Annotated in this window: 11 protein-coding genes; 5 read left to right on the top strand and 6 right to left on the bottom strand. The window is 55.5% G+C overall.

The window, feature by feature from the left end; genetic code table 11:
• Window positions 1-26: 26 nt before the first annotated feature.
• From S7A_RS17210 to S7A_RS17200, 3 genes are all read right to left on the bottom strand, one after another.
• Window positions 27-893: a nucleoside-specific channel-forming protein Tsx gene (locus S7A_RS17210; protein ID WP_009092552.1), complete on the bottom strand. Its 867-nt coding sequence runs from the start codon at window positions 891-893 to the stop codon at window positions 27-29.
• Between the two features lie 276 nt (window positions 894-1,169).
• Window positions 1,170-2,525 carry a HAMP domain-containing sensor histidine kinase gene (locus S7A_RS17205; RefSeq protein ID WP_009092550.1) on the bottom strand — a complete coding sequence of 452 codons (1,356 nt, stop codon included), beginning with the start codon at window positions 2,523-2,525 and terminating at the stop codon, window positions 1,170-1,172.
• On the bottom strand, window positions 2,522-3,181 hold the full coding sequence (locus S7A_RS17200; RefSeq protein WP_009092548.1) for a response regulator: 660 nt from the start codon (window positions 3,179-3,181) through the stop codon (window positions 2,522-2,524). Before S7A_RS17200 ends, S7A_RS17205 begins: the two co-directional genes overlap by 4 nt.
• 582 nt (window positions 3,182-3,763) lie before the next feature.
• Here S7A_RS17200 and S7A_RS21330 point away from each other — a divergent pair.
• The 4 genes from S7A_RS21330 (at window position 3,764) to S7A_RS17185 (ending at window position 7,386) form a co-directional block, all read left to right on the top strand.
• Complete coding sequence (locus tag S7A_RS21330) at window positions 3,764-4,105, top strand: hypothetical protein (RefSeq protein ID WP_140922760.1); 342 nt, start codon at window positions 3,764-3,766, stop codon at window positions 4,103-4,105.
• 532 nt (window positions 4,106-4,637) lie between these two features.
• Window positions 4,638-5,006 (top strand): helix-turn-helix domain-containing protein, encoded by a 369-nt coding sequence (locus tag S7A_RS17195; RefSeq protein ID WP_009092546.1) that lies wholly within the window; start codon window positions 4,638-4,640, stop codon window positions 5,004-5,006.
• Between the two features lie 167 nt (window positions 5,007-5,173).
• On the top strand, window positions 5,174-6,070 hold the full coding sequence (locus S7A_RS17190; protein WP_009092545.1) for a LysR family transcriptional regulator: 897 nt from the start codon (window positions 5,174-5,176) through the stop codon (window positions 6,068-6,070).
• Window positions 6,071-6,180: 110 nt separating this feature from the next.
• Window positions 6,181-7,386, top strand: a complete 1,206-nt coding sequence (locus S7A_RS17185; RefSeq protein WP_009092544.1) for an MFS transporter — start codon at window positions 6,181-6,183, stop codon at window positions 7,384-7,386.
• Window positions 7,387-7,441: 55 nt separating this feature from the next.
• Here S7A_RS17185 and S7A_RS17180 read toward each other — a convergent pair whose 3' ends face one another.
• Both S7A_RS17180 and S7A_RS17175 read right to left on the bottom strand, forming a co-directional pair.
• Window positions 7,442-9,832, bottom strand: a complete 2,391-nt coding sequence (locus S7A_RS17180) for a glucose/quinate/shikimate family membrane-bound PQQ-dependent dehydrogenase (protein WP_009092543.1) — start codon at window positions 9,830-9,832, stop codon at window positions 7,442-7,444.
• Window positions 9,833-10,108: 276 nt separating this feature from the next.
• Window positions 10,109-10,708 carry a hypothetical protein gene (locus S7A_RS17175; RefSeq protein WP_033736438.1) on the bottom strand — a complete coding sequence of 200 codons (600 nt, stop codon included), beginning with the start codon at window positions 10,706-10,708 and terminating at the stop codon, window positions 10,109-10,111.
• A 399-nt stretch (window positions 10,709-11,107) separates the two neighbouring features.
• On the opposite strand from S7A_RS17175, the gene S7A_RS17170 reads away from it, so the two are divergent.
• Window positions 11,108-12,349: an MFS transporter gene (locus S7A_RS17170; RefSeq protein WP_033736437.1), complete on the top strand. Its 1,242-nt coding sequence runs from the start codon at window positions 11,108-11,110 to the stop codon at window positions 12,347-12,349.
• Window positions 12,350-12,640: 291 nt separating this feature from the next.
• On the opposite strand, the gene S7A_RS17165 is transcribed toward S7A_RS17170, so the two are convergent.
• On the bottom strand, window positions 12,641-13,798 hold the full coding sequence (locus S7A_RS17165) for a Gfo/Idh/MocA family protein (RefSeq protein ID WP_009092540.1): 1,158 nt from the start codon (window positions 13,796-13,798) through the stop codon (window positions 12,641-12,643).
• Window positions 13,799-13,983 lie beyond the last annotated feature (185 nt).

Below are 13,983 nucleotides of genomic sequence, written 5' to 3'. Positions count from 1 at the left end.
ACGCGATAAAGCGCCGCCGCTTCACATCAGAAGTTGTAACCCGCCACCAGGTAGTAACCCCAGCCGGTCGATTTGACTTCAAACGGACCGTTGCCGAAGTTCAGCTCCTGACCATCTGCCCACTGGCCGCCGTTGTGGAAATAACGCGCCACCGCAGAGATGTGCCAGTGATCGTAGCCCAGTGACAGAATGTGGCTGGAGGCGATGGAGTTGCTGGTGCGTGATGCGCCACCTTTATCGCGCAGATCGGAACCCCAGTCGAAGTTAGTGAAGCCGACATAGCCCAGATTACCGCCCCACAGCGTCGTGATCGGGACGAAGTATTTCACCTTGAAGCGATAGCCATCCCAGCTGTTCTCGTTCGCCGCACCGTAGTTTTCCCACTGATATTTGGCATAGACATTCAGCGACAGGCCGACATCGCTGTGCGTATCGATATCGGTGCCGAGACCCATATACCAGGTGTTCTGGCGGTTATCGCTGTTGCGGCCCATATCGTAGATGTAGTTGTTAGCAAAATACCACTCTTTGAACGGACCAAACGCCAGGCTGGTGCCGGTCAGCTTGTCGATCGAGAAGCGCGGCTCAATTTCCATGAACATCGGTGAACCGTGATCGAATACGCCGTTGGCGTTGCTGTTGCCGACGCCGAAGAAATTAGGTACGTCGAGATAGCCGTAAAAGTCGAACCACTCTTTTTTCGCAAACGCTTCATATTCCAGATAGACGTCGTTGTTGAACTGCGGTCCGAAACGGGTGTGGTAGCTGCCTACCACGTTAACGCTCTGATGCCACCAGTCAGAGAGATACTGCGGATCGCTTTCTGCGGCCTGCGCAGCACCACTCAGTGAACATGCCAGCACGGCACCTGCTATCAACGTTTTATATTTCATTATCATCAGCCACATGCTTTTGACCGCCGCACAGCAGACGCAGTCAGAGAGAAATCGGTCCCTGGAGGGAATGAGAATGTCAGCAAAAAACAGCCGGTTGTTCAGCCCGCGTAGCGTGCCTGTAACAGATCGATAGAAAATAGATTTTGCTCACGTTTGTCAAAAAGTGTTGCATTACAATTCAGCTAAAATGTGATGCACTTCACAATTGAGACCATGATCGAACGGAACCAGGCAACCGTTTACGTTGTCTGGTTCGTGATCAAAAAGGCGGGATCAGGGAAAAGTGACGCGAACCTGTAAACCACAGATCGCACCCTGTGGGGTCAGACAGTTGGAAAGGGCGACGTGAATCTGATGTTTCTGAGCGACGTTACGCACGATGGATAATCCCAGCCCGCTGCCCTGGGCTTTCACGTCAGGCGAGCGAGTAAAACGATCAAATGCGCGCTCGATAAAGGATTCCGGCATGCCTGGCCCGTTATCGACAATATCGACCACCGTTTTGCCCGCGACCCGATGCAGCAGCACATCGACCAGACTCCCTTCCGGCGTGTGCAACATGGCGTTACCAATCAGGTTGTCAAACAGGCTGCGCAGCTCAGAACGACTGGCCTGCAGACGATACTGGGCAGAGCCGTTAAAGCCGATATCGATGCCGCGCTTATCTGCCACCACCATCAGCTGCTCAATGCTCTCCTTCAGCAGATCTTCCAGGTCAATATGCTCGACGCTGGCGACCACACTCTGGTCATCCTGGCGCGACACATTGAGTAGCTGTGTGACCAGATGACGGGTGCGCGTGACGCCCGCTTCCAGCTGGCTGAACTGCCGGCTCGCTTCGCCCGGCTGGATATGCTGACGCAGATTCTCCAGCTGTAAGGTCACCGCCGTTACCGGGGTACGCAGCTCATGGGCGGCGTCCTCCAGGAACTGACGCTGAGAGGACCAGGCCTCGCGCAGTTTACTCAGCAACGAATTGTAGGCAGCCACCAGCGGCAGGATCTCGTCCGGCAGCCCCTCCGGCGAGACGTTGTGCGGATGATGGGTCTCCTGCGCCGCGATCTGACGCGAAGCCACCTGCAGATCGCGGGTGATCTTGCGTACCACCAGCCAGATCACCAGCAGCGACAGCGGCATCATCAGGATCATCGGGATAATCGCCGCCAGCGCCCGCTTGACCATCGTGGACTTCATGTAGCTGAGGTTGTGCATGACCTGAATGGTTTTGATCGCGCTGCCGGGCAAACCGGGCCGGGTGTAGATCCGCCATTCACAGTCGCGGCACTGGCCGACATGCACGTCGCGGTAACCCCGCTGGTTCTGTAACGGGGCCGCCAGCTCCGGCCAGGAGCTGGCACGCAGCTGTCCGCGATCGTCCCACAGCTGAACCACAAACGCGCTTTTCGCTTTATCCGGCGCAATCAGCATCGGCATCAGGGCGGGCATCTGCTTATTGGTGGACCAGGCGTCCGCGATTTTCGCCAGCTGATCGTCCTTCATCGTGCCGACCATATCGCCGTAGCAGCTGAAGAAATACCAGGTGACGCCGCCAATCATCAGCAGATGAATAATCAGCAGCGTAGAGAGCAGTTTATTACGCAGCGAGCGCATAAAGGTGAAGGGTTTCATATGGCCGGAACCCGCCAGCCCAGGCCACGCACGTTGCGGATCACGTCGTTGTCCAGCTTGCGGCGCATGCCGTGAATCAGGACATCCACCGCGTTGCTGCTGACTTCATCGCCCCAGCCATAGATGCGGTTTTCCAGCTGCTCGCGCGACAGAATGGCACCGGGCCGCTCCAGCAGGGCGTAGAGCAGGGCATACTCGCGCGCGGTCAGCTGCTCGCGCTGACCCTTGTAGAGCACTTCGCGGGTCATCATATCCAGCTGAACATCCCCGCTGCCCAGCACCGAATCTGCCGCGCCGTGGCGGCGTCGGGTAATGGCGCGCATCCGGGCCATCACTTCCTGGAGGTCGAACGGTTTAAGCAGGTAGTCGTCAGCGCCGCTGTCGAGCCCCTGAATGCGCTGCGCCACCGTGTCGCGGGCAGTCAGAATCAGCACGGGCGTGGAGTCGCCGCGCCCGCGCGCCCGGCGCAGCACCTGTAACCCATCATCGCGGGGTAAGCCGAGATCGAGCAGCACGCAGCTGTAGCCGCCTTCGCTCCAGGCATTGTGGGCAAAGACGCCATCGCGCACCCAGTCCACCGACCAGCCCGCGCCCTCCAGTGCCTGCTGCAGGTTTGCGCCGATCATTTCATCATCTTCAACCAGTAACACGCGCATGGCTGATCTCCTCTGCAAAGATGGGAGAGAGTTTACTCATCAATTGTTAGGCCAGAATTATCCGCCTTCACACTTCCCGCTGTCGCCGCGCTGGCTGCATCTGCAGTGCTTCATCAGAACTCTATCCGCATTTTTCATAGTAAACGAGAGTAAAACCACTGGCCTGAGGACGAAAATTTTGACGCTTTTATCATTAGGTCAATACTACCCTTTTCAGACGTGAATAATGCTATTTAACTGTTGTATGACTAATTCAGGATAGAAATGATTTTTATCAGATACGGGCTCTATGTTAGTAAGGTTATTTCTGAGTAGATAGATGTTAAAATTATGCAATAGAAATTAACTCTGAAAATTAATTGTGCCTTATGTCACATAAAAAGATAAATATTAATATTTTATCAGGATGATCTGGGGAGAAATAACAAGAAATGACATCTTTTTTCACCCATCTCTTTGATAAGGAAATTTATTTTATAAATTTTAATAAGGGTAATAACTCTTTGCACATGGAATATTTAATTGATATAAATTTCTGGCAACAGGGTTTGCCATTAATAAAAAACAGAAGGAGTTTGTTAAATGAAGATCTTAGAAAATAGTCATTTGCTTTTGGTTACTGGTGCAAGCGGTGCATACGACCCTGCCTATGCTGGGGCATCAGCTTATGCCAGTCAGCATGGTAATAAGTCCAGTCAATCCGGTAATCTGTTTGGTCCAAGTAATGGCGTAATTCAGGTTGTGGCTGCACATCCTGAAATGGTGGGCTGTCTCAATGGCATCCTCGGTGGGATGATTAGTGGTTCAGTAGGTGGTCCGGGCTCAGCTGTGGCAAGTGCGATTGGTGGTGGTATTGGTTCGTGTTTTAATAATTCTGGAAACTACAATGCTGGTAACAGTATTGGTGGTCAATGCACCTGGTGAAATTAGTCTTCATGATAAATGATGGCTGAGGGTTTTATGCAAAAAATAGTACGCTATCTATCTATATTGGTTAGCATATTAGTGGGCGCAATGTTTTTGAGTGGCGCAGGCGTTTCGTATGAAGGCTGGTATGCTATGCCAGAAAATGCATCAAAAATGGTCGTTACAATCGCTACACTGACTACGTTTGTTAAACTGACTATTTTTTTGTGCTCAAGGTTTTTCAGTGCATCTGGCAGCTGTAAAAAAACTTAAGTGTAGAGATTAGATGTGCAGGGGCTTCGGCTCCTGTTTTGATATAAAAAATTAATAAAACAGGAATGTAATAAAAGCTGCTGACTAAATGAGTTTTAAATGCCTCTCTTTTCTAACAGTAATCTCACGACAGATTTTTTCTCAAAGCCCCCGCTGGCCGCACCCTCTCACCTCCGTTTCAACCCTTGCTAATTCTGCGCTAATTTTCTGCTAATTAAGGGATAAATTTTAGCGGGTAGAGTGGTTCCACTGCACATCAGCTTGAACAGGAGGAACCATGAATCAGCGCGAGTTTATTCGGAGTCTGCTGGACTGGATAGAGAACAACTTAGGACACGATCTGCATCTGGATGAGGTGGCGCGCCGCTCAGGCTATTCGCGCTGGCATCTGCAACGCCTGTTTCGCCAGCACACCGGCTTTTCCCTGGCAGAATATATCCGTCAGCGTCGCCTGACGGAGTCGGCGCTCACGCTGCTGAGCAGCAACGAAGCGATTCTGCAGGTGGCGATGAACTACGGCTTTGATACCCAGCAGGCCTACACCCGGACCTTCAAAAATTACTTTATGGTGACGCCGGGCCAGTTGCGCCGCCAGCGTCGCGTCGAGCCGGATCGACTGCTGTTCCCGCTGGCGATGGCCAGCTGATGCCTGACAAGGCCTTTCCGTCACGGCAGGCAGACGGAAAGGTCACTCCGCGCTTTGCGCTCGTTTCGCCTGTTATCACCCTGTTTTTTTTGCCTCCTCGCCACAGTCCCCCCGCCTGAACATGCTAGTTTGTTGCCTGCATCCCCTTACTGTCGGAGTCGGGAAACATGGAAAATGGCGCGAATTTAACCGCCATGCTGGTATTCGCACGGGTAGTGGAGTTACAGAGTTTCAGCGAGGCCGCCCGCGCACTGGGCTGGTCCAAATCGCATGTCAGCCGGGAGATCGCCCGGCTGGAACTCAGGCTCGGTATCCGGCTGCTGCAGCGCACCACCCGGCGGCTGGCGCTGACCGAGCTGGGGCAGGCGTACTACCCCTATTGTGTCCGGATGCTGGCGGAAGCGCAGCGCGCCGAGGCGTTCGTTCAGCAGCTGCATCAGCAGGCCGCCGGTCATGTCAGGCTGCAGGCGCCCGTCACGTTCGGCTGTCAGTGCGTAGTGCCTGTCGTGAATCGCTTTCTGCGCCGCCATCTGCATATCAACGTCGATCTCGATCTCACCGATCGCAGCCAGGATCGGCTGGACGATCAGGATGATCTGGCGATTCTGATCCGATCCCGGGCACCGCGTCAGGGCAACTTCCGGCTGCTGAGTGATATCGACTGGGGACTCTATGCCGCGCCTGCTTATCTGGCACAGCGACCGGCTATCACTCACCCCGGGATGCTGCCGCGTCACGACCTTCTGCTGTTTCATGGCCCGGCCCACACCGCTGCGCTGCCGTTCCGCCGCGATAAGCAGCGACTGGCGCTGGATGTACGCAGTCGTTTTCGCGCCAATAACAGCATGGCGCTGCTGAATGCGGCCCTGGCCGGCAGCGGTATCGCCTATCTGCCCGCCTACATGGCGCAGGAGGCGGTCGGGCGGGGTGATATTCAGCAGCTGTTGCCGGAGTGGCAGATGGACCGTCTGCAAAGCTATCTGCTGCTGCACGACACCCCGGAAACGGCGTCGCCCGTCACGCTGCTGAGCGATGCGCTGGTTGCGGCGCTGAGCACAGGCTGATTGTTGCCTGCTGACAACAATCATCGCCACAGAGTAACTATCGCGGCGTTACTGTTGTTAACCCGCCGTCCTGGTTAGCCTGTATCCCTGATCACTCAAGGGATATGGCTATGCAACACTCACCCGAAACGGCAGTGTTTCACCACTGGAAACGTAATTTAGCGGTCTGCGTCGTCGGATCTTTTACCACTATCGTGGCGATGACGCTGCTGCTGCCTTTTCTGCCGCTCTATGTTCAGCAGCTTGGCGTTGAGCAGCCCGCCGCCATTGCGCGCTGGTCCGGCCTGGCCTATGGGGCGACCTTTTTCAGTGCCGCGCTGACGGCACCGCTGTGGGGTCGGCTGGCTGATCGTTACGGTCGCAAGCTGATGCTGATTCGGGCCAGCCTCGGCATGGCGATTGCGATGTCGCTGATTGGCATGGCGACGGCGCCGTGGCAACTGGTGGCGCTGCGTCTGCTGGCGGGGCTGCTGGGTGGCTACGCGTCGGGGTCGACCATTCTGGTGGCGGCGCAGACGCCCAAAGCGCAGACAGGCTGGGCGCTGGGCGTCCTCTCCTCCGGCATTATGGCCGGCAACGTGGTCGGGCCGCTGCTGGGTGGCCTGCTGCCGCCGCTGATTGGCATCCGGCAGACCTTCTGGCTGACCGGCGCGGTGATTTTTCTCGCCTTCCTCGCCACCACCTTTTTACTCAGAGAGCAGCCGCGTGCCAGCGTCACCGCCCGCGATCGTCCTTCACCGGTGCCGGCAGAGCCGCCGGTCAATCACCGCCTGGTGCGGCTGATGTGGCTTTCCGGCATGTTGCTGATTTTTGCCAGCATGTCGATTGAACCGATTATTACGCTCTACGTCGGCGAGTTTGTTCAGGGTGAACATCAGATCACCCTGATGGCCGGAATCGTGATGTCCGCCGCCGCGCTGGGCACGGTGCTGGCAGCACCGCGGCTCGGTCGCCTGGCCGATCGCGTCGGACACTGGCGGGTTCTGACAGGGGGATTACTGCTGAGCGGCGTGCTGCTGATCCCGCAGGCGTTTATCACGGCGGCCTGGCAGCTGGTGCTGCTGCGTTTTCTGATGGGGATGGCGCTGGGCGGCCTGATGCCATGCATCACGGCGATTATCCGTCATAACGTACCGGGCTCGCAGGTCGGACGGATGCTCGGTTATTCCACTTCGGCACAATATGTGGGTCAGGTCAGCGGCCCGCTGTTCGGTGGAGTGGTCGGCGGGACGTTCGGGATGCGGCCGGTATTTCTGGCGACCTGCGCGGTGATGCTCTTCTGCGCATGGCTCAACTGGCGCGAAATGAAAAAGTAACGCGATCAAAAAAGGCGGACCGGAGTCCGCCTTTTGTTACTGACCGAAGCAGGAATTACTTCTGGTCTGGCAGTGCGTAGGCAATCACATAGTCGCCCAGCTTGGTACCAAACGAACCGTGACCGCCTGCTGCGATGACAACGTACTGCTTGCCATTCACTTCATAGGTCATCGGGGTCGCCTGGCCGCCTGCTGGCAGACGTGCCTGCCACAGCAGTTCGCCGGTGTCGGTGCTGAAAGCGCGCAGGTAGTTATCGGCGGTCGCACCAATGAAGAATACCTTACCTGCGGTGGTGATTGGACCACCCAGCATCGGCATACCCATTTTGAACGGCAGCGGAACCGGTGAGCTGTCACGAACGGTACCGATACGCTGTTTCCACACGACGTCGTTGGTCTTCAGATCCACCGCGGAGATGTAACCCCAGGCTGGCTGTTTGCATGGCAGACCAAACGGAGAGAGGAACGGATTCAGTTCGACGCCAAACGGCACGCCATACTGCGGCTGAATACCGGTTTCAGTCCCTGAACCACCCTCTGCGCCTTTCGGCGGCTCAATCGGGTTGCCCGGACCGCGCGGAACCAGTTTTGAGACAAACGGCAGCGCCATCGGGTTAGCAATCGCAATCTGACGATGTGGATCGACCGCAATACCGCCCCATTCGAACATACCCAGGTTGCCCGGGAACACCAGCGTACCCTGCTCAGATGGCGGCGTGAACGGACCTTCATAGCGCAGACGCTTGAAGATAACGCGGCACACCAGCTGGTCAAACATCGTCGCGCCCCACATATCCTTGTCCGTGAGGTTCTGTTTCGGACGGAAGGTCAGCTCAGAGTAGGGCTGCGTAGCGGCAACGTGGTCACCTTTCGCAGCACCCTGTGGCACTGGCGTTTCTGGCGCCGGAACCACTGGCTTGCCGGTACGGCGATCCAGGACGAAGATATTACCGGTTTTAGCCGGCGCGTAGATCACCGGGACGGTATTGCCATCTTTATCGGTGATGTCAGCCAGGGTCGGCTGCGACGGCAGATCCATATCCCACAGGTCGTGATGCACCGTCTGATAAGACCAGACCAGCTTACCGGTGGTGGCGTTCAGCGCCAGCACGCTGCTCGCGTAACGCTCCTGCTCTGGTGTGCGGTTACCGCCCCAGATGTCCGGTGTGCTCACGCCCATTGGCAGATAAACGGTATCCAGTTTCGGATCGTAAACCGCCGGTGCCCATGAGTTCGGTGAATTCAGGGTAAAGGTGTGTTCATCAGCCGGGATGGCATTCGGATCTTTAGCACCCGGATCAAAGACCCACAGCAGTTTACCGGTATTCACATCAAAGCCACGAATCACGCCGGAAGGCTCGCGGGTTGAGTAGTTATCGGTAACTGCACCCGCCATGATGATGGTGGTGTTGGTAATGATCGGCGGTGAGGTCGGCTCATACTGACCCGGCGTGGTGACAGGCTGTTTGTGCTGCAGATCCAGCTCGCCGTTAACGCCAAATGTCGGGCAGCGTTCGCCGGTTTCGGCGTCCAGTGCAAACAGACGACCATCGTTAACCGGTAAATAGATACGACGTGAGCAGAGCGCAGGCTGGCTGTTTGCTGCATCAGCGGCTGCCGGCACTTCGTGGTAGGAGACGCCGCGGCAGGTCACGTGCTGGAAGGTCGGATTCACCTTCATGGCCGGATCAAACTTCCACTTCTGTTTACCTGTAGCCGCATCCAGCGCAAACAGGATCTGGTGTGGCGAACAGAGGTAAAGGGTGTCGCGGATTTTAATCGGGGTCACTTCGTCGGTGATTTCGCCCGGATCGTTAGGGGTTTTCATGTCGCCGGTCTGGAACTGCCAGGCAACCTGCAACTCTTTCACGTTCTCGTGGTTAATCTGCTTCAGCGGCGAGAAACGGGTTCCCTGCTGATCGCGCGCATAAGCGGGCCAGTCAGCATCCGGGATGTTGCTCAGCGGTGCAGCCTGCTGCGCATTGTCAGCGGTTTCCGGCACAGAACCGTTAATGACCTGCGGATCGTTGAATACCGCGTAGGCCAGCACGGCCGCACTGGCAATCAGCGCTACAGCCATGGTACCCAGTGCTGCTTTGCTACCGGCGTTAACGCTGCGATAGACAAACGGCAGGATCAGCCAGACACCAAAAATCACCAGCACATCGGTGCGTGGCGCCAGTGCCCAGAAGTCCGTCCCGACTTCCCACACGCCCCAGATCAGGGTGCCGATCAGCAGCAGCGCATAGAGAACCAGCGCGGTGCTTTTACGGCGGGAAAGCAGATAAGCGGTGATGAGCATAACCACACCGCCGAAAACGTAATACCAGGAACCACCAATAGCGGCTAACCAGCCACCGCCAATCAGCATAAACGCGCCCGTCAGTACTGCGAACAGTATCGTCAGGAAACGAATTACGCTAAACGATGAGGAGTTTTTCCCCATGATATCGACCTCGTTTTGTTGCCATAAAACATACGAAAACAACCAGATAGGTTGTTTCCAGTTATCAAGTACAAATGATTAAGGGTGTTCTTGAGAATCTCTTCCGCTAAGACAGACGCTCCCTTTGTGTTAAATGTTATAGCAAAATTAGATCAAGGTTTGATTTTTTTAGCTCAAAGCGCTTAACAAATGAAGTAATGCGACATTTTATGGGGGATTAATGGACGTTAAGCGCACCGCCGTGTGCCCTTAACGCCGGAGGGCAGGATTTGTGGTTCAGCAGCTAATCAGGTCGCCGTCCGAGCGTTGCTGTTGCCAGCCGCTAATATTTATCTCAGCAAACTGTTCAGCGCTTAAAGGCGGCGTATGACTTCGCACGATCACCTCGGCCCCTTTCTCACGGAATGTCGCCATGAAAAAAGGAAAGGTAAACTTTTCATAATTGTCATTAAAGAACGCTTCGGTTAAAACAATCCCGGAAAAAGGAAAGGATTCCAGCAGTCGCCAGTCTGCACCGGGCGGAGCAAAATCATAAAGCCAGAAATCAAATTTCTCTGTTAATTCAAGCAGTGAGGCGTGGTGTGCGGCTAAACTGGTATAATTAATACCAATTCTGATTCGCCCATCCTGTAAATGAGAATAAGCATCCGGAACCGCAATCATTCCCTGCAGCCGAAAGTCTTCTACCGGGACAATCATTAATGCTGCTTCAGTAGCGATTTGATTGTGTAATGAAATAATGTTGTTTGTATTAAGTATATTGCGGCTGTCCTGATTTTGCTGAAGATATGGCACGCTATAGCAAATGCCCGTGACATTACGCGTAACGTGATGGATAGGTTCAGTAACATAAGGGTTATATAAACTGTTTTTCATTATCTCTTTGGCGTGCAATAAAAAAGGATTTATTGATAATCAATCATATAAACGGTCGCATTTTCCAAACGCGTGAATAAATATAGATCATCTGCTTAATCCAAATCATCCTTTTATTGTCGCGGAGCGTAAATAAACGCTTCGGCACAGAAGCAATAATTCCTTTGGCGTCTGATGATGACGTGGAATATATTCAATAGTCGGGACCAATAGGCTGGTAATAATCAGGAGAGATTTTTCAGGCCCGGCATGGACAGGGAGGCGATTTATCGCCGGGAGCAGCAGAGGGGAAACCATCGCGATTATACTTCATCCGCTCTGTTATCTGACGTTCCTCATCGACCGCACAAATAACACCGCGCAACGACGCGGGACGGCTCATCAAATTTGGGATAAGACATGGGATTTATGGCATCGGCAGCGGAAGAGCCGCTGTGGCGACATCGGGCATTCGTCGCCTTCTGGCTGGCACGAACCTGTTCATCGTTTGGTTTTCAGATGTTTTCGGTGGCCATCAGCTGGCAGATCTATGCGCTGACCGACAGCGCGATGGCGTTAGGGATGATCGGCTTAATGCAGTTTCTGCCGTCGGTGTTGCTAGCGCTGCCTGCGGGGCATCTGGCGGATCAGTATGACCGGCGGCGTATCGTACTGTTCGGTCAGCTGGTGGAATTTGCTGCGCTGCTGGCATTAGTGGTGCTTACCTTATTCTCTACCGCCGACCGGGTTACGCTCTGGGGTCTGGTATTTATGATTGCGGTGGCGAAAGCGCTGGAGTGGCCTTCGATGTCCTCAATGCTGCCGTCGCTGGTGCCGCCCGCGATTCTGGCGCGGGCGATGGCGATGAACTCGGTGGGCGGCGAGGCAGCGGTTATCGTCGGACCGACGCTGGGCGGGCTGCTTTATGTCGCGGGACCGCATGTGGTGTATGGCGTGTCTGCGCTGTTTTATCTGATTTCGCTGACGCTGGTGAGTCTGCTGCGCTATGAGCGCCCGTTGCAGCCGCGCCTGCCGATGAACATGAAAAATCTGTTTGCCGGGATTCACTTTATCCGCGAACGCAAAGATGTGCTGGGCGTGATTTCGCTCGATCTCTTTGCCGTCCTGCTCGGTGGCGCGACCGCGCTGCTGCCCATTTTTGCCAAAGATATTCTGCATACCGGGCCGTGGGGATTGGGGATGCTGCGGGGCGCGCCCTCTGTGGGGGCGCTGCTGGTCGGCATCTGGCTGAGCCGGCATAAGCTGGATAAGCATGTCGGGATGATTATGTTTGGTTCGGTGGCGGGCTTTGGTGTTGCCACGCTGGTGTTCGCGCTCTCGACGCAGCTGTGGCTGTCGCTGCTCGCGCTGTGTGCGCTGGGCGGTTTCGATATGGTCAGTATGGTGATTCGCGGTGCGCTGGTGCAGCTGGATACGCCGGATGCGATGCGCGGGCGGGTGAATGCGGTGAACGCCATTTTCATCAATACGTCGAATCAGCTGGGTGAGTTTGAGTCGGGGATGCTGGCAGCATGGATGGGCGCAGCCCCGGCGGCGGCGATTGGCGGGATCGGTACGCTGGTGGTGGTGGCCCTGTGGATGAAGTTGTTTCCGCATCTGCGGCGGCGGCAGAAGCTGGAGAATGAGGGGGATGCGGTCTGACCCAGGGCAGCTGTATGCGCTTGTGATGTCAGGAAGGTTATCGCTGATAAATTGAGCGCAGGCTTCAGGGAGCATATGTCCTCCGCAAAGACGCAAAAACGCCCTCCCTGGCAGGCTGCTGAGAGAGAAGAGATATTGGTACGGCTATTGAGTCAGCGCTGAGGCAGTTTTACTGAGCGAACGTAACACCTGAGAAGTAACTGGCCCGGAGGCCAGTTCAGCAGAGTACCAGTCAGAGTGCCAGTAACAAGCCGGGGACGGCGGGGGAGGCCGCCCCTGAGGCTGGGGCCGTCAGGCCCCGGATTTTCCCAGGTTGGCGTCAAATGTCAGCCAGCTTTCACGCATGTCCACTACGCTGCGGGTTTTGCGTGCCTCATCGATTTTGATGGCGGTGAGGCCCGCTTCCAGCGCGTCCACCACTGAAACTTTCAGCGGTGTTCCCTGTTTAATATGTTTGACGATCTCTTCAGCCATCAGCGCATCCGCGCCATAATGGCCATCATAAGCGTTGCCGCTGTAGGCGGTATCGACCTCTTTCTCACCGCTGCGGGCGTTGTGCACCCGGAAGTAGTTACGCACAAAGTCGCCTTCCGCCATGCCGTCAGTGCCCATGACGCAGAAACGGCGGAACTCATCCGGCACGTTCAGGTTGGCGTGGAAGGCGAGGGTGGCTCCCCCCTCATACTCAATCAGCGCGGTCTGGTAGTCGACAATGTCGGCATCGCTGTCGAAGACCGCATCTGTGCTGGACCAGCCGCTGGGTTTGACGTGATAGAGGTCAGAGTCAGGGGTGATCGCCCCCTGCGGGGCGTGAGCCGGGGTAAAGGATTTCCGGCCACCAAAGCTGGCGACATGAGTCGGACGGCGCTGCAGCAGGCCCTGATAGAGATCGATGTCGTGGCAGCACTTCTCCAGAATATAGGGACCGGCATACTTCTCCAGCCGTCGCCAGTCGCGCTGGAAGAAGGCACCGTGATAAGGCTTGATGTGTTCGGTTGCCTCAATCGAGGTGATTTCGCCCAGCTGGCCCGCATCGCGCGCAGCCAGCAGATCGTGATAAAGCGGTGAATAGCGCAGCACCAGCCCGACCAGAATGCGCGCCTCGCCATACTGACGCACCAGCTTTGCCATCGCCATGGTCTGCTCTTCATTAATTACCACCGGCTTTTCGGTAAAGACGGTATAGCCTGCCGCCAGCGCCTGACCCACATGCTCCAGATGCAGAAAGTTGGGTGAACCCACCAGCACCACATCCATTCCGCCGTGAGCCAGTAGTTCGTCCACAGACGCAAAAGCCTGGCCGGGCGCGATACCAAAGCTGTGCAGATTCGGCAATCCGGCGGGGGCCGGATCGTAATAGCCCACGACGGAAAAGCTGTCGTCAACCTTGCTGAACTCTTTCATGACGTGGGACAGACGAAAGCCGAGACCGATAATGCCTACTTTCATGGTAAACCCCTGCTCCTGAGATCGGATGATGCAAAGCCCGCCAGCGGTCGGGCGCGGCTGCTGATAATCTGACCACCAACTTATTACGGCAGAAAAAGTAATGTCAACATCGCACTGCACGTTTTGCGGGGTGGGTTTTTGTTATACTTATGTAAATTAAGGAAAAATAGTCAGGATGTTTTTAC

Origin of the sequence: Pantoea sp. Sc1 (assembly GCF_000255315.1) — a bacterium.
In the GTDB taxonomy this organism is placed as follows: Bacteria; Pseudomonadota; Gammaproteobacteria; order Enterobacterales; family Enterobacteriaceae; genus Pantoea; species Pantoea anthophila.
This window is presented reverse-complemented; position numbering and strand designations above follow the sequence as displayed.